The organism is Nonomuraea antimicrobica (assembly GCF_039536965.1).
Lineage (GTDB): Bacteria > Actinomycetota > Actinomycetes > Streptosporangiales > Streptosporangiaceae > Nonomuraea > Nonomuraea antimicrobica.
In genome coordinates this window covers 21,734-44,519 of record NZ_BAAAZP010000226.1, presented here as the reverse complement: position 1 = coordinate 44,519, position 22,786 = coordinate 21,734, and the positions used below count along the sequence as shown (strand labels likewise).

Here is a 22,786-nt window from a genome sequence, read left to right as displayed (position 1 = left end):
GCGGTCAGGAGGTGCGGAACGTGGTCAGCACGGCGGCGTGGTCCGAGGTCCAGGCGTTGCCGCGGTGGTCGGGCACGGGCGCGGGCGTGCCCTCGACCAGGGCATCCGAGCCCGTCACGCGCAGCGGGCCCGCGTAGTAGACGAAGTCGATCCGGTCCTGCGGCTCGGGCTCGCCCTTGTGCGAGTCGTAGCCGTAGCCGCCGGTGAAGACCGGATAGATCGGCGACCAGGTGATGCCGGGCACGGCCACCGGGTCCGGGTGCGCGATCCTGAAGGAGTCCCGCAGCCCCGCCTGCGTCGGCAGCACCGAGGCCGGCCACGGGACCGCCGTGTACCCGCAGCGGCGGGTGGCCTGCGTCCAGTCCAGGTGTGACGGGGCGTTGAAGTCGCCCGTCAGCAGCACCGGCGTACGCCGCGCCGCCGCCAGGTCGGGCCGCATCTCCTCCAGCACGGCCTTGATCTGGGGCGTGCGCCCGGAACGCTCCTCATAGGCCAGCAGTTGTTCCTGCGTCAGTTTCCCGAAGCACGCGTCGTACGGGCCGTACGGGGTGTAGCCGAGGTGGACGTTCCACACCACGACCTCCTGGCGCTCGCCGATCCGCACTCGGACCTTCGTCGCCACCGACAGCGGGCCGCCCGTCACCGGCTCCTTGCGTTCGGTGATCGGGTAGCGGCTGATCACGCCCAGGTCGGTGCCCGCCTGGTGGTAGTCCCAGCCCAGCGCCTCGGCCAGCTCGCGGGTGGACGTGGCCGAGGTCTCCTGGAGCCCGACGACGTCCACGCCCGACCGGAGCAGGAAGCGCAGCTCCTTCTCCCGCCCGCCGTCGACCTGGCTGCCGCCGTGCCACAGGTTGAAGCTCATGACCTTGAGCTCGGGCACCAGGTCCTGGCCCGGCCTGCGGACGGTCACGCCGACCGTCGCCGTGCTGGTCTCGGCGCGGGCGTTGCGGGCCTCGACGCGCAGCGACGCCGGACGCAGCGCGTCGGGCACCCGGGGCGTCCCCGTGACCTCGCCGTCCGCCGACACCTTGATCCACTTGGGCCCGCTGACCTTGCGGAAGGTGAGCCCGTCGGTGTCCCCGCGGACCAGCCCGCCCACCGCCGCCCGGTACGGCTCCATGGCGCGGGCGTTGCGCAGGCCGAAGGCGTCGGTGACGAAGTGCAGCGGGGCGCTGCTGGTGATCCGTACCTTCACCGGCGTGGCCAGCCACCCGTAGCCGTCACGCGCCAGGGCGAAGACGATGTAGTCGCCCGGCTCCAGCCCGTCGGTCGGCAGCGTGGCCTCGCCGCGCTCCCCGGCGATGTACGTCCATCGCAGCGACGGGCCGACGTACTTCTCCTCCACCGGGCCGTTGCCCGGGTCGGTGTAGAGGCCGAGCCAGTTGGTCGGGTCGGGGCGGGGGGTGCCGTAGGTCAGCTTGATCGGCTCGCCGCCGCGTACCGTCGCCGAGGCCACCTCCAGCGTGCCGTCCGCGGACGCGGGAGCCGAGGGCGACGCCGACGCCGGTGTGACGTATGTGAACAGGACGAACATCGCCATCCCCAGCGACTTGAGCCAACGCATCCCTGCCTCCTTGACCGACACCGTGCAGCGTGAGCCGGACGGGTGACGATCATGTGTACGGACCGTGGCAGCAGACCGGCTGCCGGAGGACATGCTGGTGAGCCCTCCGGCACGGCGGGCGAGAGATCCCTTCAGGAGGCCGATGGGAAAGCCACCCTTCCCGATGACCGGACGCGTGACGCCGCCGCCGTTATCCGCGGGCGTTGTCCGGGCAGGTCAAAGGGGGAGTGCCATGGAGACCAGTGACAGAGTCGCCGACGAGGAGCGGCACGAGCTCAGCGGGGAGCTCGTGCGCGCGCTGTTCCATGGGCTGCGCGTGGGCATCTACATCGTGGACGCCGACGGGAAGATCATCATGGTCAACCCCACCGCCGAGCGGCTGCTCGGCCGCTCCGCGGGTGAGCTGATCGGGGCCGACTCGCACGACCTGCTCCACAGGAACGCCGACGGCAGCCCGATCCCGAGGGAGGACTGCCCCCATCTCGCCGCCGTCAGCGCGAACACGAGTGTGCGCACCGACGAGGCGTACTACACGCTGGGCGGCGGCGGGCTCATCGCGCTCGGCCTGTCGATCGCGCCGATGCGACTGGGCAAGGAGGGTGGCCGCGGAGGGGCGGTCCTGCTCTACGACCTGAGCAGGCACAAGGCCGTCGAGCGGGAACAGGCGGCCCACCTGACGGCCCTGGAACGGCTGACCGGGCGGCTGTGGCTGATGTCGGAGATCACCACCGTGCTCGCCTCCACCCTGGAGGTGAAGGAGGCGCTGCGGCGGCTCTCCCGGCTCGTGGTGCCCCGTCTGGCCGACTGGGCCGTGATCGACCTGCTCGACCAGGACGGGACCCCGCGCAGGGTCGCGGTCGTCTCGCGGCACGCGCCCGGCGGCGTGGGGGAGGAGGCGGAGCGCCCCCTGCCGCGGGCCACGGCCGCCAGATCACCGCTGGTACGGGTGCTGCACGGCGCCCCCGCGCTGCTGCTCGGCGCGCAGGACCTGGCCGGGCTGGACGACGACGCGATCTGCGCGCGCAGCGGGCTGCTGGCGGAGATCGAGGCCACCTCGCTGATCATCGCCCCGCTGGGTACGCCCCGCCGCGTGCTGGGCGCCCTCACCCTGGCCCGGTGCGGCCCCTCTCCCGCCTACGACGAGTCCGACCTGGCCTTCCTCCGCGAGATCGCCGCCCGCGCCGGGCTCGCCGTGGACAACGCCGAGATGTACGAGCAGCAGCGCCGCATCGCCGAGACCATGCAGCGCCACCTCATCGCCCCCATCGTGGACATCGAGGAACTGGAGGTGGCCGTCCGCTACCGGCCCGCGCCCCCCGGCTCCCAGGTCGGCGGCGACTGGTACGACGTCTTCCGGCTCCCCGGCGGCGCGACCGCCCTCGTCATCGGCGACGTGATGGGCCACGACCTCCAGGCGGCGGCCCAGATGTCGCAGATCAGGAACATGCTGCGGATGGTGGCCTGGGCCGAGCGCACGCCGCCCAGCCTGGTGGTCGGGAGGCTCGACGACGCCCTGCCGCACATCACCGACGGCCTGATGGCCACGCTGGTGCTGACGCTGGTCGAACAGCACCAGGACGGCACCTGGTGGCTGCGCTGGACCAGCGCGGGCCATCCGCCGCCGCTGCTGGTCGACGACGACGGGTCCGCCCGCTTCCTGGAGGAGGGGCAGGGCCTGATGCTCGGTACGGGGCTGCGTACCGACCGGCCCGACGCCGGAGTGCGGATCCCGTCGCGCGGCACCATCGTGCTCTACACCGACGGCCTGATCGAGACCATGGAGGCCCCTCTGGAGGTGGGCATGAACCGGCTGCGCATGCACGCCGGCTCGCTCGCAGGGGAGCCGCTGCCGTACTTCTGCGACGAGCTGCTCGCGCGGATGCGGCACGACGTGATCGATGACATCGCCCTGCTCGCCGTCCGCCTCCCGTGGCCGCCGGACGACCGCGGCTGACCCACCCGCCAGGCCAGGCCGCAAGAGGCCGATGATCTTGCTAATACGCATTATTACTGGGGTTTCACTCTTGACGGGGTGACCGGTGAGGTCGGAGACTCTCCCACTGATGCGCATGGCCGACGAGACCGGCCCTGGTGATCAGAGAAGGTGATGTGTCCGTGTTGTCCGATCCATCGCGTCGTGCCTTCGTCGCGCCGGCGGCGAGTGTGGCCGCCATCGACGAGGCGTCCAGGCGCGGCATCGCCAACAAGCTCGGCGACATACTGGGCGGCGCACGGGACTTCCCGTACGGTGACGGCGGCGGCGTCGTCCTCGTGCCGGAGGGCGTCTACCGGCTGTCGGCCGTCGTCAACGTGCGCGACTCCGTACGGGTGATCGGCTTCGGGCGCCGCCGGCCCCGGTTCGTCCTGGGCGCGAACACGCCGCCCAGCTCTGCCTGCTCCAGGACCTGGACATCGACGTCGGCGACGGCCGTACGGGCATCGACCACAACGCCAACCTGATCCACCGCGTACGGGTGCGCGGCGGCGACGTGGGCCTGTACGCCTACGCCGCCTCGGCCGGATGGGAGACCACGCTGCTGGACTGCCGATTCGAGGGCCAGCGCCGGGCCTCGGTGGCGATGTTCAACGACGCCAAGCTCGTCGTCGTCCGTGCCGTCTTCGCGGACGCGCCGCGGGCGTTCGAGTCGGCGCCCGACCAGTGGCAGCACCTCTACGTCCAGGACTCCTGCTTCCAGGACCTCGGCGACGTGGCCGTGGCGCTCAACGACAGCGCGTCGATCCCCGGCGCGGACGACGAGCGGATCCTGCGCAGCAACCAGCTCACCCTGCTGAACTGCGCGGCCTCCGGGACCCGCGACCTGCTCCTGCTGACGCGGAGCGGATCGCGCACCTCCGGCCCGGCGGCCTCGGCCAGGATCCGCGAGCTGACCTACGGCCTGCGCGTCGAACGGGCACTCGGCGCACGCGAGTCCAGGCGCGAGGGCGTGCACGCCGACGTCGTCCCCGGCGCTCCTGCCACATGGATCCGGTCGCTGCTGCGCTCCGACACGCCCGCGCCCCCGCCGACGGGGGAATGGGTGAGCGTCGCCGACGTCGCGGCCAGGATGGGCCGCACCATCGGCAAGGGGCAGGACGACCTGTCCGTCTTCCAGGCGTCCGTGGACCGCCACGACACGGTCTACGTCCCCATGGGGCAGTACGTGATGTCCGGCACGCTCAGGCGGCGCCGCACCTCCACGCTGATCGGCCTGCACCCGCGCCAGACCTGGCTGCCGGCCGTCGACGGGCACCCCGGCTTCAGCGACCCGGCCGCGCCGCGCGCCCTGGTGTCGACCCCGCGCGGCGGCCGGAACACGGTGACCGGCCTCGGCCTCGACACCGCCCGCCAGACCCCGGGCTCGGTCAACCTGCTCTGGCAGTCGGGCGCGGGCTCCTACCTCGCCGACATCACCACCCAGTTCGTCAAGTGGCACCCGGCGGACGCCCCGACCGGCAATCCCGGCTACACCTACCGGGGCGCCCACAAGCACGGCATCTGGGTACGCGGCGGCGGCGGCACGTTCGCGAGCGTGTGGAGCATCAACGGCTGGGCCGAGAACGGCCTGCTCGTCGAGGACACCGACGTCCCCGCCCGCCTGTACGAGCTGTCCGTCGAGCACCACGAGACCCGCGAGGTGGTGCTGCGCGGGGTGTCGGGCCGGCACTTCCTGGGCCTGTAGACCGAGGACCACATCTACGGCCGGCGTTCGCAGGCCGTCAAGATCGAGCGCGCCCGTGACATCCTGCTGGCCAACTCCGTGTTCTTCCGGGTGGCCACCGTCCTGGGGCCGCACCCGCACGCGGTGAGCGTGCGGGACGTCGAACGGGTCCTGCTGCGCGGCAACCGCGGCTACCGGGACAAGACCCCCGAGTTCACCCAGTGGGGCGTGGCCGTCATCGACCACGCCACCGGGCGGACGGTGCCCGAGATCGAGTTCACGCTGGTGGAGATCGGATAGCCCGCCGCAGGGCGCTGTCGGTCACGCCGTCTTCCTCCGGGACAACCAGGTGATCACCCACAGGATCAGCCCGATCGCCAGCAGCACCCCAGCGATCTGGTACTGGCCCACCGGGCGCCCGGACGACCACGGCAGCACCAGGTAGAGGCACGTGATCGTGCCCAGCACGGGAAGGACCCGGCCCGCCTTGAAGTGCTCGGTGCCGGTGTCGTCCCTGCGCAGGACGAGCACGGCCACGTTGACCCCTGCGAAGACCGCGAGCAGCAGCAGCGAGGTCGTGCCGCCCAGCAGCGCCACGACCGGGCTGTCGGGAACCAGCGAGACGAACGTGATGAGCCCGATGGCGATGACGGTGGTGAACACGATCGCCCCGTGGGGCGTGCGCCGGGAGAGGTTCACCTTGGCCAGGAAGGGCGGCAGCACGCCCTGCTTGCTCATGCCGTACAGGAGCCGGCTGGCCATCAGCATGTTGATCAGCGCGGAGTTGGCGACCGCGAACATCGAGATGAACGGCAGCAGGTCGGCGATCGGCACGTCGGGGGCCGCCGTCTGCACCACCGTGACCAGCGGCGTCTCGCTGTCGGCCAGCGTGCCGACCGGCACCACGGCGACCGCGCAGATCGACACCAGCACGTAGATCACCCCGGTGATGCCGAGGCCGGTGAGCATCATGCGGGGGAAGATCCGCGCCGGGTTCTTGGTCTCCTCTGCCATGTTGACCGAGTCCTCGAACCCGACCATCGCGAAGAAGGCCAGCGACGTCGCGGCGCTGATCGCGAGGAACACGCTCTTGTCGGCGGGGGTCTCGAACGCGACGACGCGGGAGAAGTCGGCCTGCCCGCCGAGGATGAAGAACATGCTGAGCACGATGACCAGCAGCAGCCCCGACAGCTCGACCGCGGTGAGCACGACGTTGATCTTGACGCTCTCACCGACGCCCCGGAGGTTGACGGCCAGCACCAGGAGCATGAACGCCACGGCGATCAGCAGGATGACGCCGTTGCCCACGTCGAGGCCGAAGCCGGTGGCGAGGTTCGCGGCGAAGGCGCGCGAGGCCGCCGAGGCCGAGGTGATGCCCGAGCACATCACCGCGAAGCACACGAGGAACGTCAGCAGGTGTTTCCCGAAGGCCTTGTGCACGTACAGGGCGGCCCCGGCGGCCTGCGGATATTTCGTGACGAGTTCCAGGTACGAGCACGCCGTGATCAGCGCGACGATGAAGGCGACGGCGAAGGGCAGCCAGGCGGCGCCGCCCACCTCGCCGGCGACCTGGCCCGTGAGCGCGTAGATGCCGGTGCCGAGGATGTCGCCGATGATGAACAGCAGCAACAGGCCCGGCCCCATCACGCGCTTCAGGCTGGGCTGATCACCGCCGGCCTCGACGGGAGTGGGAGGACTGATCTGAGCCATGAGGGGGTTGTTCCTTGTCGTACGTCAGCCCGAGGGCTGCATGGACATGTACCGGCGTCGCGGGCACGGAAGGCGAGGACGCCACTCGGCGGCTTCGTGATCTAGGCAGTCATCCTGACACTTTACGGTCACCTCCAGTCATCTGTGAACACGTCGTCACGCTGGGCTGACGAAGGCGGGCCCGACGAGGGCCGGAGGGACGAGACCGGACAGATCCGGACGAGGCGGGTGGGGGAGCGGCGGGGGCGGGCTTTCCGGGGCCGGGCATCGTCCGGCGGGGCTCCCGTGGCCCTCAGCGGCGGCGCACTCGGCCAGATCTTCGCTTACTGTGCATCTCGGGGGGACGCTGCGGGACAATGTCCAGGCCCGAGCGAGCGGGTTTGTACGCATTCGGGCCTGTGGACGTACGGGCTTGTGGACTTACGGACATGTGGGCGTATGGGAGCACCGGGCGCGCGGGAGCACGGTGCGATGGGGAACACGGAGGATGACGTCGGGAATGAGCACGCAGACGCAGGAGCATCTCGGCCCTTACCGGGTGATCGGGAAGATCGGGGAGGGCGGCATGGGCGTCGTCCACCTCGGTGTCGACCCTGCGGGCCGCGAAGTGGCGATCAAGGTGCTGCACCCGCACGTGGCCGCCGACCTCAAGGCGCGCGACCGGCTCTTCCGCGAGGTGGAGACCATGCGGCGGGTGCGCAGCCCGTACGTGGCCGAGGTGATCGACGCCGAGTTGGCGGGCGGGCAGCCGTACGTGGTGACCAGGTTCGTCGCGGGCCGCACGCTGGAGGACACCGTGCTGACCGAGGGCCCGCTGGCGGCGCGCGAGGTCATCAAGCTCGCCCAGGGGCTGTGCCGGGCGCTGGTGGACGTGCACGCGGCCGGGGTGATCCACCGTGACCTCAAGCCGTCCAACGTCATGCTGGTCGACGGCGAGCCGCTGGTCATCGACTTCGGCATCGCCCACCTGGTGAACGCGGCCAGGCTCACGCAGACCGGGATGTTCGTCGGCACGCCGGGCTACCTCGCGCCCGAGATCATCCGCGACTCGCAGATCACCCAGGCGGCCGACGTGCACGCGCTGGCCTCGACGGTGTTCTTCGCGGCCACGGGGCGGCCGCCGTTCGGCACCGGGACGTTCGAGGCCGTCTGCTTCAACACCATGGAAGGCCGGGCGCAGCTCGACCAGGCGCCCGCCTGGCTGCGCGACTGGCTCGGCCGGGCGCTCCAGGTCGACCCCGCGGTCCGGCCCGGCGCGCGGGAGCTGCTGCGGATGACCGGGGCGCTCGATCCGGCGGCCCGGCCCGGCGAGGGCGCGCGGCTCGGCAGCCGTACGCTGACCATGCACACCGTCTCCGACCTGCTCCCGCCGGTCGAATACGGCCCGGCGCAGCGGGAGGAGGAGCACCCGGCCCCGGCGCCGACCGTCCAGGCGGGCCGGCCGGAGGAGCGCCGCCCCGCCCCGCGTCCCGCCGAGCCCTTCGACCTGCGGCGGTTCCTGGCCGGGAGCGGGTTCGTCGGGGTGCTCGGGCTCGTGACGCTGGCGGCGCTGACCGTCGTCATGCCGGTCGTCGTGGGGCTGGTGGTGGCGGGGCTGACGCTGGCGCTGCGCGTCGGCGACCACTACTTCGGCGACACCGGGCGGACGCTGTCGAAGTCCGCGCTCGTGGCGGCGGGCCATCTGGCGCTGTCGCTGGCGGTCGGCCTGGCCGCCGCGGGCTTCCTGAACACGGCCGGGCGTCTGAGCGCCGGGCACGCGGAGTCCCTGGCCGCGGGGGTGTTCACGCTGGGGCTGTTCGTGCTGCCCGGCGCGGGCGCGGTGCGCCGCACCGCCTCACGCACCCTCGCCCGCCTCCTGCCCGGCCACCGCGCGACCGTGGTGAGCGTGGCCGTGATGGGGCCGATCGCGCTGACCTCGGTGATCGTGGCCCTGGTCGAAGGGTTGTAGCGGGACGGGGACGCGATGCGGCAACCCCGCGGACCTCGACGCCGTCCCACGCGGCCGGTCGACACGCCGTCCGCGGGGGGCGTGTGAGGGGCGGCCGGATCTTCGGGAGCATAGCCTTGGGGCATGGTGCGATTCGCGGTCGGGCTGCCCAACGTCGGAGCGTTCGGGGATCCCGCGCTCCTGGTCGATCTGGCCGTCGCGGCCGAGGAACACGGCTGGGACGGGGTCTTCCTGTGGGATCACCTGATCTACCCCGATCCCGCATGGCCGGTCGTGAGCCCGACGGTGGTGCTGTCGGCGATCGCGGCCCGTACCCGCCGGGTCCGGATCGGCGTGCTGATGGTGGCACTGCCGCGGCGGCGTCCTCAGATGGTGGCGAAGGAGACCGCGACGCTGGACGTGCTGTCCGGCGGGAGGCTGGTCTTCGGCGCCGGGCTCGGGTCGCAGGACGCCGAGTACGCGGACTTCGGTGAGGACCCCGACCTGAAGGCCCGGGCCGCCCGGCTGGACAGCGGCCTGGAGGAGGTGACCCGGCTGTGGGGCCGGCTGCCGCCGTCGCCGGTCCAGCGGCCGAGGATCCCGGTCTGGTGCCCGGGGCGGTGGCCGACGCGGGCGGGGTTCCGGCGGGCCGTATGGTGGGACGGGGCGATGCCCACCTTCCGCGACTACGGGCAGGAGCGGGCGGTGCCGGTCGCGGAGTTCGCGCGGGTGGTGGACTTCCTGCGGGAGCAGCGGGGCACGCTGGACGGGTTCGACGTGGTGCTGGAGGGGCGGGCGGCGGACGGCCTGGTCGACGGCTACGCGGCGGCGGGCATGACGTGGTGGGTCGAGGCGATGGGCTGGTGGCGCGGCGGGCCGGAGGAGGCCCTCGCGACGATCTCCGCCGGCCCGCCCCGCTGACGGCCCCGGTGACCCGGTCCGGTCTGCAAGTACGGCGGCTCATGGGCCGATGCCCAGGTCGAGGAGGAGGGCCAGGACCCAACCGGGGGCGATCGTGGTGACGTCTGTCACGCATGTCTGGCGGAGCCGGTCGAGCGCTGTTACCGTCGATGGTGGAGCGCCGGGAAGTCTGGTCGGCAATGTGATGTCGGGCTGACTATGGGGAGGCGCCCGTGCCCACCGAAGATCGCCATCAGGCCGTCCGAGCCGTCGCGTGCCGGGGGTCGATGTCCCACCTCCGTGCCCGCGGGCACAGGTTCGTCCCGCGTTAGCAACCCACCGAACCCCGCGACCGACCGCGGACAGGGATCGGTGTGTGCTCGTTCTCCGTCCGTGGAAGGTCATCACCGAAGAAGCGGATCTACGACTGAGGAGAGGCGATGGCGACCATCGTCGAGCGGTACGACATCTCCAAACAGCACTTCTGGCTGCACGGCCCGCGATCGGGCCCGGCGGTCGAGTTCGATCCCACCACCGGAATCTGGAACGTCTACGGCTACCCCGAGATGCACGACATCCTCGGTGACCCCGCGACGTTCTCCTCCGACACCATGCGCGTGCTCCCGAAGGGGCTGATGCCCGACGACGAGGAGTTCTCGCTGTCGGGTTTCCTCACCCAGATCGACCCGCCGGAGCACGGCAAGCTGCGCAAGCTCGTCAGCAGCGCGTTCACCCGCAGGATCGTCGCGGACCTGGAGCCGCGGATCGCGGCTCTCACGCACGAGCTGCTCGACGCGGCCCGGGAGCGCGGACGGCTGGAGCTGGTGACCGACCTGGCCTACCCGCTGCCGGTCATCGTCATCGCCGAGCTGCTGGGTGTGCCCAGCAGCGACCGCGCCCTGTTCAAGCAGTGGGCCGACGGGCTGTTCGAGCGCGACCAGAAGATCTCACTGAAGGAACCCGCCGAGACCCAGGACGTGGACCTCCAGGCCGCGTTCGCGCCGTGGCGGGAGATGACGAGGTACCTCGCCGACCACGCCGCCGAGCGCCGCCGACGGCCCCGCGCCGACCTGCTCACCAAGCTGGTCGAGGCCGACGTGGACGGCGAACGGCTGCCCGACGACCAGGTGGTCAACTTCGCGATCGTGCTGCTGCTGGCCGGGCACATCACCACGACGATGCTGCTGGGCAACACCGTGCTGGCCCTGGACGCCTTCCCCGAGCAGCAGGAGCGGGTACGCGCCGACCGGTCCACGATCCCGGCGGTCATCGAGGAGTCGCTGCGCTTCTTCACCCCGTTCGCCGCTCTGGGCCGCTCCACCACGCGCGAGGTCGAGATCGGCGGCGCGACCATCCCGGCCGACCAGATGCTCCTGCTCTGGGCCGCGGTGGCCAACCGGGATCCACGCCAGTTCCCCGACCCCGACGTCTTCGACCCCGGCAGGGACCCCAACCCGCACCTGGCCTTCGGCCGCGGCATCCACTTCTGCCTGGGCGCGCCCCTGGCCAGGCTGGAGGGGCGGGTCGCGATGGAGATCCTGCTCGACCGGCTCCCGTCACTGCGCACCGATCCTGGCGACCCCGCGGTGTTCATGCCCACGCCCACCATGACGGGCGTGCGCAGGCTCCCGCTGGTCGTCCAGCCGTAACTGACCGTGGAGGTCCGGCCCGCTCACGTCCGCGTGAGCGGGCCGGAACGGGGGCACCGTGCGCGACGGCCCGCTCAACCGGCCGGGCGGCCGGGTGAGCGGGCCGTGACCGGGGCCGGTGACCTCTTCGGTGAGGGCGGTCGCGATACTCGCGCCATGGCGCTACTCGACGGGACACCCGTCTCCGCTGACATGCTCCAAGCCCTCGGGCTCGCCAACTACGGCCACTTCACCACGCTGCGGGTGGACGGCGGGCGCGTCCGGGGCCTGCCCCTGCATCTGGAGCGGCTCGGGCGTGACTGCCTGGTCACGTTCGGGGCCGACCTCGACCAGGAGCGGGCGCGCGCGTACATCAGGCAGGCGGTCGAGGGCGACGACGGCACGATCGTCGTGCGCGTCACCGTCTTCGATCCCGACCTGGAGGTGAGCCGCCCCGGGGCCGCGGCGCGCCCGCGCATCCTGGTCACCACCCGGCCCGCGCCGATCCTGCCGCTCCCCCCGCTGCGCGTCCGTACGACGCGGCACCAGCGGGCCCTGCCGCGGGTGAAGAACGTGGGACTGTTCGGCGTGCTGCACAGCCGCCGAGCGGCCCAGCTCGACGGCTTCGACGACGCGCTGTTCCTCGACGACGCGTCCTTCGTCTCGGAGGGCACCACCTGGAACGCCGGGTTCTTCGACGGCGAACACGTCGTCTGGCCGCGCGCCGAGGTGCTCGACGGGGTCACCATGCGCCTGCTCCAGCGGGCCCACGACGCCACGGTCGTGCGGCCGGTCCACTCCGGAGACCTGCCGGGCATGCGGGCCGCCTTTGCCACCAACGCCGCGATCGGCGTCCGTCCCATCAGCCTCATCGACGACCTCGTCCTGCCCGGCGAGCACCCGATCCTCGACACCCTCCGCGAGAAGTACGACGAGATCCCCCCTGAACGCCTCTAATCCGAGCCGGGGTCGCGCGGTGGCGTGCGCCCGGCCAGCAGCGCGAGGCGGGTGGCCAGGCGCGGCGGGCGCGGTTCCGCGGCGCGGCGCTCGCCCGAGGCCAGCCGGTACGGCACCAGCGTCACCGTCACCCCGCCGACCAGCAGCAGCCGCTTGCGCAGCCGTGCCGTCATGCGGTTGTGCAGGGCCCGCTCCCACCAGCGTCCGATCACGTACTCGACGATGTAGACGGTGACGAGCTGCCCGGCGTGCCGGGCCCGGCGCTTGCGTATGTGGTCGAGGATGGGGCCCACGATGCTCCGGTAGGGCGAGTCGATCAGCGTCAGCGGCACGTCGGGGGCGTACCGCTGCCAGCCCTCGCGCAGCTCGCGGGTCTCCTCCTCGTCGACGCACACGTGTACGGCCTCCAGCCCGGCCGGCCGGGACACCGACGCGTACGCGACCGCCTGGAGGGCCGGGGCGCTCAGCCGCGACACCAGCACCATGGCGTGGCCGCTGGCCGGACGGTCCACGGCCGCGCCCGGCCGGGTCGCCACGCGTACCTGGTCGTAGTGCCGCCGGATGCCCTTCATGGTCAGGAACAGCGCCGGCATCGCCAGGCACACCAGCCAGGCGCCGTTCAGGAACTTGGTGGTCAGGACGATCACCAGCACCACGGCGGTCACCACCGCGCCGACCGCGTTGATCGCCTGCCGCGGCAGGACCCCCGGCGCGCGCGGCCCGCCCGCCCGTTGCCAGTGCACCACCATGCCGGTCTGACTGAGCGTGAACGAGACGAAGACGCCGATGATGTAGAGCTGGATGAGCCGGGAGCTGTTGGCGTCGAAGACGACGAGCAGCACGGCCGCGGCGGTGGCCAGCAGCAGGATCCCGTTGCTGAAGACCAGGCGGTCACCGCGCTTGTGGAGGTGCCTGGACAGGAACGAGTCGGCCGACAGGATGGAGGCCAGCATGGGGAAGCCGTTGTAGGCGGTGTTGGCGGCCATGATCAGGATGGCCGCGGTGGTCGCCTGGAGGAGGGCGTACAGGATGCCGCCGCCGAAGACGGCCTGGCCGATCTGGGCCAGCGCCGTGGGCTCGACGTAGTCGGCGGGCGCTCCGGCGATCCGGCCCGGATGGTCGGGGTCGATCATCCGTACGCCCGTGAGCAGGGCCAGCGCCGTGATCCCGGAGAACATGGTGATCGACAGCGCGCCCATGACGGCCAGCGTGTTGGCCGCGTTCCTGCTCTTCGGCGGGCGGAAGGCGGGCACGCCGTTGCTGACCGCCTCCACGCCCGTCAGCGCGGTGCAGCCCGAGGCGAACGCCCGCAGCACCAGGAAGATCGCCACCAGACCCGCGGGCTGGAAATAGGGTTCGATGGTGAAGTCCGCGCTGGTCGCGCGCGGCCGTTCGCCGGTCAGCAGCCGCCACGCCGCGAAGAGGAACATCACGTAGACGGTGGCGATGAAGGCGTAGGTGGGCACGGCGAACCCGCGCCCCGACTCGCGGGTGCCCCTGAGGTTGACCACGGTGAGCACCGCGATGCAGGCCACGCTCAGGGCGACCGACCAGGGCTGGAGGCCGGGCGCGTACGAGGTGATCGCGTCCACCCCGGCGGCGACCGAGACGGCCACGGTCAGCACGTAGTCGACCAGCAGCGCGCTCGCGGCGACCAGGCCGGCGTTGACGCCCAGGTTCGAGCGGGCGACGACGTACGCGCCGCCGCCGTTGGGGTAGGCGTAGCAGGTCTGCCGGTAGGACAGGACGATGACGGCCAGCACGCCCACGATCGCGACCCCCACCCAGCCCGTGAGGTGCAGCAGGGCCAGGCCGCCGAGGGTGAGGGCCATGATGATCTGCTCGGTCGCGTACGCCACCGACGAGATCGGGTCGCTGCAGAAGACCGGCAGCGCCAGCCGTTTGGGGAGGAGCTGCCGATGGAGGCTCGTGGTCCGCAGCGGCCGGCCGACCAGGAGCCGCTTCGCCCACTCGGTCACGGGGCGGCGGTCACATGCATCGCGGTCTCCCTTCGTCACTCAGCGTAATCGACTGGGTGATCGCGGAGCCTGGTGGCGCGCCGCACGCGACCCACTCGCCGGCCAGGGCAGGGGGGCTGCGCCGGCCGGGCGTCAGCCCTCGGCGGAGACGGCGGTGATCTTGTCGGGGTTCATCATCCACAGCACCTGGTCGATGCCCTGCGCCGAGGCGTCGACCGTGAGCACCGTGAAGACCACGCCGTCGCGGCTCAGCAGCGCGGAGGTCTGCCCGTTGGTCTGCGCCCACGCCACCTCGACGCCCGCCCAGAAGTGGCGGGCGAACGCCCTGACGTACTTCGCCACCCGCGACGCGCCCACCACCGGGAACCGGGTGGCGCGCGCCTTGCCGCCGCCGTCGGAGTAGCTCGTCACGTCCGCGGCGAACAGCTCCTCCAGCGCGGCCAGGTCGCCGGAGCGGGCCGCGCTGACGAACGCCGTGAGCAGCCTGCGCTGTTCGGCCTTGGGCACGGGCGTGCGGCGCTCGACGCGTACGCGCTTGCGGGCCCTGCTGACGAGCTGGCGCACGGCCACCTCGCTGAGCCCGACGATCCCGGCGATCTGGCCGTAGGGGTAGTCGAACGCCTCCCGCAGCACGTACGCGGCCCGTTCGGTGGGGGAGAGCCGCTCCAGGAGCAGCAGGACCGCGAACTCCAGCGCCTCGCCGCGCTCGGCCCCGAGATGCGGGTCGGCTCCGGTGTCGACGGGCTCGGGCAGCCACGGGCCGAGGTAGGTCTCGCGGCGGACGCGGGCGGACTGCGCGGCGTTGATGGCCAGCCGGGTGGTCGTCGTCGCCAGGAACGCGGCCGGGTTGTCCACCGTGGCCCGGTCGTAGCCCTGCCAGCGCAGCCAGACGTCCTGCACCAGGTCCTCGGCCTCGCTCACGCTGGCCAGCATCCGGTACGCGATCCCGAACAGCCGCGGGCGCACGCCGTCGAACACCGCCGCCGCCCGGTCGAGATCGCCGGGTTCGCCGGGATCGCCGGATCCGTTCGCCGGTGCCGCGTCCGTCACTGTCGTCGTCCCCCTGTCCCGGCGATCGTTCCCGTCCGCATACCCGGAAAGGGGCAGATCACGGCGGCGGCCGTCAGCCGCGCAGGGTGCTGGCGTCTTCGCAGGCTTCGTACGTGGCCGAGGCCCGTCCGAGCTTGTTCTCGTGCTCCAGCAGGGTGGCGACCAGCAGGCTGAGCCCGGTGGCGATGCTCTCCACCCGCCCGCCCTTCGCCTGGAGGTACGTCCGGGCGTAGTCGTCGTCGCCCAGGGCGGTACGGGTCACGCCCCACGACGTCTCGAACCCGGACCGCACGCCGAACACGTCCCCGGCCATGCCGTCCGCCGCGCACGCCAGGCGGTTCAGGTTGCTGGGGCTGTAGGCGACGCCGTCGAGGTCCACGGGTAGGCAGCTTACCGAAAGTACCTAAACAATGGTGTAAAGGAGACTTTTGATGCTTAAGTGATGATTGTGAGGGACGGCGGATGACGGCGGATGAGTCGTGGCGGCTGCTGGAGCAACTCGTCCAGGAGGTCAATCAGCAGACCGAGCAGCTCAAGGAGATGCAGCGGAAGGCGCGGGAGCTGTCGGCGACCGCGACGTCCGAGGACGGCATGGTGACCGTGACCGTCGGCCCCCGTGGCGAGGTGCGGACGATCGAGTTCGACCCTCGCGTCTATCGCCGGCTGTCGCCGTCCGAGCTGTCCGCCTGCGTCGTCGAGCAGATCGGGCACGCGACCCGGCAGGTCTCCGCCGGGATGAAGGAGCTGATGGAGCCCTTCGTGCCTGACCTGCCCTTCGACGACCTCTTCGGAGAGGGGACGGACTTCGAGTCGTTCCTCCCGCGGCCGCCCGGCACCACTTGATGGGGCTCGACCTCAGCCTGGTGCCCGAGGTGGTCAGGCCGCTGGCGCTGCCGTTGACGGGCGGGGCGGTTCCCGAGGCCGACGTGCCCGGGATCATCGCCGAGGCGCGGGCGCTGGAGAGCCTGGCGGACGATCTCGCCGCGATCGAGGTGGAGGGCGCGGGCTCGGTCGTGCGGCTGCTGAGCGGCCATGAGTGGCAGGGAGCGGCCAAGGACGCGTTCGAGCGGTTGTTCGCCATGCTGGGTGGTGAGCAGGAGGGTGGTGGCGAGCGGCAGACGTTGATCGATCTGCTGGAGCGGGCGCTGCGGGAGGAGGCGGCGTCGCTGCGGCAGCACGGCGTGCGGATGGAGCACACCGAGTGGATGATCTACGCGTCGCTGGCGCTGCTCGGTCTGATGATCGTCCGGCTGCTGGTGTTCATCGCGGTGAACGGTCCGGGGGTGTTACGGCTCATCCAGCATCAAGCGCTGATGACGCGGATGAGCATTCAGACGTTCAAGAAGCTCGTGCTGCGTAACACGTTGTTGTTCGGCGGGATCATGGGCGGGCTGGACGCCCTTGTGCAGCTTCTGCAGTGGGGGTTCGGGGTGCGCGAGCCGGGCGACATCGACTTCGGCTCGCTGGCGGTGTCGGTGGGGAGCGGGGCGCTGACCGGGGTGCTGTTCACCGGTGTGAACGCGGGGTTGTCGCGGTTGCTGAGCCGGCAGATGGTGTATCTCGGGTCGAAGGCCGAGCTGGCGGTGCGTGACAGGGTTGTGGCGATCACGCAGAGCTTGTACGGGCAGGCGCTGGTGGGCGGGGTGGCGGCCACCGGGGGTTCGGTCCCGGGGCTGGCGCTCAGCGGGCGGCTCGATGCCGAACATCTGGCCTATTCGTTCATCTCCGGTGTCGCGGGGGGTGTGGACGTCCCGGCGGCGGCTCGGGTGGGCTACCTGCCGATGATGAGTACCGCCGCGATCGGCGGTCATCCGTCCGGTGCCGGCTCGGCGTACGCTCCGGGCGGGGAGACCGGCACGATGCTGACCTCGGGCGATGACCCCGGGCCGCCGCCTCCCGGCCCGCCGCCACCCCCGCGGGGCGCGGACGGCGGGACTCCCGACGACCTGGGCAAGGTCCCCTCAGGAACGCTGATCTATCTCTCCCAGCCTTACCAAGGTGAGTCGGTCGCGGGCAAGGTCGTCGGGCGCAGGGAGACGCCCGTGCCCGACGGCGGCGGGCACAGCACCGCCCAAGGCGCACCACCGCCCCGCCCACCGGAACCTCCGACGGCCGAACGCGCCCAGTCCGGCCGGCCTCCGGCCGACGGCTCCTCGGCCGACGGTGCCACGGCCGGGCGGGTCCCCGCCGACCCCACCCCGGCCGACCCCGTCTCGGGCGAGCGGGCCCCGGGCGACGGCGCCCCGGCTGACCGCGTTCCAGGTGAGCGGGTTCCGGCTGAGCGGGCCCCGGGTGGGCGTGCGCCTGCCGAGCTTGCGCCCGCTGACGGTACGGGCCCCGCCGCCCCGCGGGCGGAGGCCGGGAGCCCGGCGAGTCTGCCGCGCAGTTCGCTGCTCCCGGCCACCATGTCGGCGAACAGCCCTCCCGCCCTCGACGGCACCACGGACAGTGCCTCCGACAGGGCCTCCGACAGCGCCTCGGAACGGGAGGCGGCCCAGCCGAGTGCCCAGGGCCGCACGGAACCCAGGAGCGGCGCGGCCGAACCGCCACCGGCCGGTCACGACCGGACCCACGACCGGGCCGGTCAGTCCCGCACGGACGATCCCGCCCTCCCTGCGCCCCACGCGCCACGCGCGCAGGACACCGTACGGGACACCGCGCAGGCGGGCGATCCGCAGGCGTCGCCGCTGACCAGGACACCTTCCCCGGACCCGGCAGGACGGCTCCCGGACCCGGTGGGACGTCCCTCCGACCAGGCAGGACCGCTCCCGGACCGGGGAGGACCACTCCCGGACCGGGCAGGACATCCCTCCGACCAGGCAGGACCACTCCCGGACCAGGCAGGGCCGCTCCCGGATCGGGCAGGGCCGCAGCCGGATCCGGGAGGACGGGTTCCTGACGGGACGGGCGCGACTCAGACGGCGGTGGCGGGGCCCGTCACGGTCCGTCCCGCCGAAGCGCCGACCGGTGTGGATCGTCCGTCCGAGGCCGCCCTCGCGGATCCCCCTCCAGCGACCGTGGCGGACGTGGCGGCGGTGCGGCCGCGTCCCGCTGACCCGGGAGGCCCGGGGAGGCCCCTGGACACACCCGTCACCGGCCCCCTCCGCCAGGGCGACCCCGGCCCGTCCGCGGCCCGCTCCAGGGCGCTGCCCGACGACCTGGGCCAGATGGAGCCCGCGACGCGCCGGGTGGCGGCCCTGCTCAGCCAGGACGGCCAGTACCGCCCGGTCAGCGCTCTCGCCTGGCAGACCTCCTACGCCACCGCGGTCAAGGGCCTGATGGACTCGATGCGTTCGTCCACGAAGGACATGCTCGCCGGAGGTCAGAAGCAGGGGCTCCGCGAGCGGGTCGGCGATCCGGGGTTCTACCTCGTGCTCACCGAGCGGCACGTCGTGGGCAGGACCATCAGGACCTGGCTGGCGGTCGACAGGAACTCCCTGACGGACCTGGCGGGCGGCCCAGGCGAGCCCGCGCAGGACCGGCGGATCCTCCGCCAGATGCCGTTCGACTCGCCCGAGGCGCTGGAAACGGCCAGACGCCTGGCGGTCGATGAGCTTCTCAAGTCGTGGGGATTCGGCGCGGGCGAGATTCTGCCGCCGCGGCTGGCCATGAACCTGGCCGCGGCCGACGAGTTCGGTCTGACCAACCTCGTCGACCTGCAGACGTACGGAGATCCCAGCCGCAACAGGACCGCCAGGAAGTACCACGCGAGCAACGGCGACATGCGGCGCGACTTCCTCCGCCGGCAGTACGAGCTGAGCCAGCGCGAGCTGGCCCGGTACGGCATCGAGGAGTTGGTGCTCTACCGGGGGATAAGGCTCGACCAGGGCCACCCGATCGCGGGCCTGAACGGCGTCGCCGACGGCGAGGTCGTCCAGGCTCCACCGGGTCTGCCATTGCAGTCGTGGAGCGCCACGCCGGGCGTCGCCAAGCGGTACACCCTGGGCGAGGGTGTGGTCATGGCAGGCGTCTTCCCCGCCTCGCGCGTGCTGGCCACGCCGTGGACGGGGATGGGCCAGCTTCCGCTCGGCGAGTTCGTGCTGCTCGCCGGGCCGGGCGAGGTGACCGTGCGGCACCCGCCGCACGTCGTCCCGGCCGATCCCGGCGCGGCCAGCCTCCCGCCCGGCTGGCAGGTCGCCCAGTCCGGCAACCGATGGACGGAGTGCGCGCTGGGACACAGTCACCAGGGGACCGAAGGGCGGGCGGGTCTGCTGGCCTACCACCGCGTCTCCGGTGACGACGTCCGCGTCCTCATGCAACTGCGTTCCATGGAGACGGACCATGGGGGGACCTGGGATCTGCCCGGCAGCCCGCGCGACGGCGGCGAGGACCCGGTCCCCGCCGCTCTCCGCGGGGTCGCCGAGCGGAACCGGCTGGACCCGGGCGAGGTGACGGTGCGGGGCGTCCATCGGGACGACCACGGCGGCTGGGTGCACGACACGGTCATCGGCGAGATGTTCGGCCTGGCCGACGTGTGGCCCGCGTCCGTGGAGTCCCTCGACAACGTGTGGGTGCCGCTGCGGGAGGTGTCACGCCTCGACCTGCATCCGGACCTCGCCCACGCCTGGCCCGGCCTGCGCGCGGAGCTCGAACACGTCCTGGTGGGCCACGAACCGGCCGCGACCACCGCAAAGGCAACAAACCCGGACGTGGCCGCTCCGAAGGCGGCGACCTCGGACGTGGCTGCTCCGAAGGCGGTCGCGCCGGAGGAGGCCACCGTAGGGGCGGCTGTCCGGGAAGGGGTGGGGCGGGTCGGGCAGGACCCCCGGGTGCCCGGCCCTCCGTTCCCCGGCGACCTCTGGGGGGTGGCGGACGCGCGGCCCCGCAACTTCGCCGAGGCGGCCGCGATCGTCTATCGCTGGACGCCGGGCGACCCTCCGGGGCCCGCCGGACCGGCCCAGGACGGCCCGGCGAACCGGATCGAACGGCTGCTCAACGGCGCCCCCGAGAACCGGGACGGCGGGCCGGACGAGCAACTCCTGGACGAGGGCCGCCGCCTGGCCGAGGTCCTGCCGGTCACCGACAAGAGCGACAGGACGGCGCTGGCCCTGGCGTCGATGAGCCGGGCTCTCGGCGACCCGAACCCGCGACGGGCGATCAGCGACGTGGCCGCCGAGTTCGACATGGCACTCGAAACCGACGCCCTGGTGGATCTCTTCCACGATGCCCGGATGGCCGACCTGTCCCCGGAGAGCGCGCGCGGCCGGGCAGCCCTGGTCGCCGTGCTCACGCGGGCCATGGAGGTCGACCGGCTCCGCTGGTCGGGACGACAGCACCGGTCCGTGTTCGGGCTGAGGGAGGTCACCCCCGGGCAGGCGCGGACCGTGGGGCTGCTGCTCGCGATGACAGGGGAGCCCTACACCCGGAGCAGGGCGGAGAGCCTGGTCCGACCCTTGCGGCAGCAGCACGGCCTCCGGACCACCCGGGAGCTGATCCCGGTGGTCCAGACGGCCTTCAACGAAGGGCACCTCCTGGCGGTGCGGACCAGCGCCGCGGACTTCCTCGCGGCCATGGACCGGTTCCGGCTGGAGGACCCGCGCCTGTGGGAGGGCGCGCTGCTCGCCGACAGGTACGCCCTGACCGACCCCACCGTGGAGGCGACCCGCACGCTCGCTCTCCTGGACGAGCTCGTCACCCGCCGCCGCGACACGGTCCCCGACTCCTTCCTCTCTCCGCTGGAGCGCCTGGCCGAGCAGGTCGGGCAGGGACGCCACGTGGAGCAGCTCGTTCGCCTGGCCGAGGACGCGCGGGCGCACGGCGCCGATCTCACCCGGGTACGCGGCCCTCAGGAGGCCGCCGGCCTCCTCGCCGCCCACCGGGCGCGGGACCCTTACCTGTGGGACGGGCTGCCGATCGCGGTCGATCGCGGCATCCGGAGCCCGGGGAACGACGAGGCGCGAGCGCTGGCCCGGCTGACCGAGATCACGGGCTCCGAGTCGCTGTCGCGGATGTGGGCGCTGGACCCGCTGCGCCGCCTGGCGGGGGACGCGGGCCTCGACCATTCCGCGCCACGGCTGGCGGCACGGGCGGCCGAGATCCAGCGGGCGGGCTTCGACCTGTTCGGGCCGGTCGATCGGAGTCAGGTGCTCGACGCCCTGACCCACTACGCGAACCGGCCGGAGCCGGTCGGGCCGCAGGGACTGGAGACGCCGGGGCCGCACGACCTCTCCCCGTCGGCCGTCCGGGACGCCCGTCAGGCGGCGGTCCGCGAGCACGCGCAGGCGCGGGAGGCGTACGAGCGGGCCCATCCGCTCCGCCGCGGTGCGTTGTCGCGGTTGCCCGTCAGGGACCCCCTGGTCGCGGTGGCGCGGGACCGGGTCGCCGCGCTGGAGGCTCGGGCCAGGTCGTGGCAACGCTGGCCGGACCACCCCGAGGTGTCCTACACGAGGGACTTCGCGGCGTACCGGCGCGCGTACGAGGCGGCGGTGCAACGCGCGGTCAGGGGAGAGCAGGTGGTCCCCTACATGATGGAGGACGCCACGGCGTCCCTGGGGGCCCGCGAAGGCGGGCGCGGGTTCGGCCCGGAGATCGAGTTCGAGCTGCCGCCCAGCGGTCTCGGCCAGCGCAGGCTGGCTCTCGCCCATGACCTGCACAAGGCCGGACTCACCGCCGACGCCCAGGCGCACTCGTACCACGCCATGAAGGATCGGGGCTACCGCTCGGGACGCCCCGGCGACGGCGGGCGCGGCCTGTGGCTGCTGGAAATGGACAGCTCGGTCGGAGGCGAGCTGGTCCCGCCCATCCTGTACGACGAGCGGGCCACCTGGCAGAACCTCGCCCTCGCCTGCGAGATCATCCAGTCGCACGGCGGATGGGCGAGTGTCAGGACCGGTGGGCACAACCACGTCGGCACGTTCGACTACGACCACCTCGTGCCGAACCACGTCACCCTCGTGACCTACGTCCAGCGGCACACCGACACGTTCTTCCGGCTCGCGCACAATCCCGAGCTGGAGAGCCACCGGGGCCTGGAGTACTGCCACCCCAACGAACTGCCCGGCACGGGCTACGCGTCGGTGAGCGCGGTGCGGCAGGCCGACACCCGCCGCAACGTCGTGCTCAACCTGGACGGCGTCAGGGGGTCGGCCAAGGACCACGTCGAGTTCCGGGTGTGGGACGGTTCGCTCGACCCGGCGGTGATCCAGGCCCATCTGAAGCTCTCTCTCGCGACGGTCGAGGCCGGTCTCCGGCTCGCGACGCTGGGCCTTCCGCCCAACGGCGGCCACCACGACCGGCTCGGCACGCACGCCGAGCGCCTCCGTGGCGTCCCCGAGCCGGACCTCACCGAGGAGGGCAGCCTCTCCTTCCGCCGTATGGTGGACGAGCTGTTCTGGCGGGAGGCCGACAAGGCGCAGATCACCGCCCTGTACGCCGCCACCCGCTGGGCGCTCCCCCCGGTGGGCACCGAATGA

At 72.4% G+C, this 22,786-nt stretch carries 15 protein-coding genes; 10 read left to right on the top strand and 5 right to left on the bottom strand.

Going from position 1 to position 22,786, the window contains the following annotated elements; translation table 11 throughout:
- Positions 1-4: 4 nt before the first annotated feature.
- Complete coding sequence (locus ABD844_RS48280) at positions 5-1,564, bottom strand: endonuclease/exonuclease/phosphatase family protein (RefSeq protein WP_344895275.1); 1,560 nt, start codon at positions 1,562-1,564, stop codon at positions 5-7.
- A 232-nt stretch (positions 1,565-1,796) separates the two neighbouring features.
- On the opposite strand from ABD844_RS48280, the gene ABD844_RS48275 reads away from it, so the two are divergent.
- From ABD844_RS48275 to ABD844_RS48260, 4 genes are all read left to right on the top strand, one after another.
- Positions 1,797-3,518, top strand: coding sequence for a SpoIIE family protein phosphatase (locus ABD844_RS48275; RefSeq protein WP_344895272.1), 1,722 nt, complete (start codon positions 1,797-1,799; stop codon positions 3,516-3,518).
- A gap of 161 nt (positions 3,519-3,679) precedes the next feature.
- Positions 3,680-4,024, top strand: a complete 345-nt coding sequence (locus ABD844_RS48270; RefSeq protein ID WP_344895269.1) for a hypothetical protein — start codon at positions 3,680-3,682, stop codon at positions 4,022-4,024.
- 14 nt (positions 4,025-4,038) lie between these two features.
- Positions 4,039-5,244 carry a hypothetical protein gene (locus ABD844_RS48265; RefSeq protein WP_344895266.1) on the top strand — a complete coding sequence of 402 codons (1,206 nt, stop codon included), beginning with the start codon at positions 4,039-4,041 and terminating at the stop codon, positions 5,242-5,244.
- A 78-nt stretch (positions 5,245-5,322) separates the two neighbouring features.
- Positions 5,323-5,523 carry a hypothetical protein gene (locus ABD844_RS48260; protein ID WP_344895263.1) on the top strand — a complete coding sequence of 67 codons (201 nt, stop codon included), beginning with the start codon at positions 5,323-5,325 and terminating at the stop codon, positions 5,521-5,523.
- A 21-nt stretch (positions 5,524-5,544) separates the two neighbouring features.
- Here ABD844_RS48260 and ABD844_RS48255 read toward each other — a convergent pair whose 3' ends face one another.
- Positions 5,545-6,933, bottom strand: coding sequence for an APC family permease (locus ABD844_RS48255; protein WP_344895260.1), 1,389 nt, complete (start codon positions 6,931-6,933; stop codon positions 5,545-5,547).
- Between the two features lie 499 nt (positions 6,934-7,432).
- Between ABD844_RS48255 and ABD844_RS48250 the strand changes: the two genes are divergently transcribed.
- The 4 genes from ABD844_RS48250 to ABD844_RS48235 all read left to right on the top strand — a co-directional run bounded on the left by ABD844_RS48250 (position 7,433) and on the right by ABD844_RS48235 (position 12,345).
- Positions 7,433-8,881 (top strand): serine/threonine-protein kinase, encoded by a 1,449-nt coding sequence (locus tag ABD844_RS48250; protein ID WP_344895257.1) that lies wholly within the window; start codon positions 7,433-7,435, stop codon positions 8,879-8,881.
- 123 nt (positions 8,882-9,004) lie between these two features.
- Complete coding sequence (locus tag ABD844_RS48245) at positions 9,005-9,781, top strand: LLM class flavin-dependent oxidoreductase (protein ID WP_344895254.1); 777 nt, start codon at positions 9,005-9,007, stop codon at positions 9,779-9,781.
- A 419-nt stretch (positions 9,782-10,200) separates the two neighbouring features.
- A complete protein-coding gene (locus ABD844_RS48240) occupies positions 10,201-11,409 on the top strand; it encodes a cytochrome P450 (protein ID WP_344895250.1) in 1,209 nt (402 codons plus the stop codon).
- 156 nt (positions 11,410-11,565) lie between these two features.
- A complete protein-coding gene (locus ABD844_RS48235) occupies positions 11,566-12,345 on the top strand; it encodes an aminotransferase class IV family protein (RefSeq protein WP_344895247.1) in 780 nt (259 codons plus the stop codon).
- Here ABD844_RS48235 and ABD844_RS48230 read toward each other — a convergent pair.
- From ABD844_RS48230 to ABD844_RS48220, 3 genes are all read right to left on the bottom strand, one after another.
- On the bottom strand, positions 12,342-14,324 hold the full coding sequence (locus ABD844_RS48230; RefSeq protein WP_344895244.1) for an APC family permease: 1,983 nt from the start codon (positions 14,322-14,324) through the stop codon (positions 12,342-12,344). The two genes, ABD844_RS48235 and ABD844_RS48230, sit on opposite strands and share 4 nt — an antisense overlap.
- A gap of 132 nt (positions 14,325-14,456) precedes the next feature.
- Positions 14,457-15,374, bottom strand: a complete 918-nt coding sequence (locus ABD844_RS48225; RefSeq protein WP_344895241.1) for an RNA polymerase sigma-70 factor — start codon at positions 15,372-15,374, stop codon at positions 14,457-14,459.
- A gap of 73 nt (positions 15,375-15,447) precedes the next feature.
- Complete coding sequence (locus ABD844_RS48220; protein WP_344895238.1) at positions 15,448-15,753, bottom strand: hypothetical protein; 306 nt, start codon at positions 15,751-15,753, stop codon at positions 15,448-15,450.
- Positions 15,754-15,836: 83 nt separating this feature from the next.
- Between ABD844_RS48220 and ABD844_RS48215 the strand changes: the two genes are divergently transcribed.
- Together ABD844_RS48215 and ABD844_RS48210 are read left to right on the top strand one after the other, a co-directional pair.
- Complete coding sequence (locus tag ABD844_RS48215; protein ID WP_344895235.1) at positions 15,837-16,217, top strand: YbaB/EbfC family nucleoid-associated protein; 381 nt, start codon at positions 15,837-15,839, stop codon at positions 16,215-16,217.
- Positions 16,217-22,786: a hypothetical protein gene (locus ABD844_RS48210; protein ID WP_344895232.1), complete on the top strand. Its 6,570-nt coding sequence runs from the start codon at positions 16,217-16,219 to the stop codon at positions 22,784-22,786. Before ABD844_RS48215 ends, ABD844_RS48210 begins: the two co-directional genes overlap by 1 nt.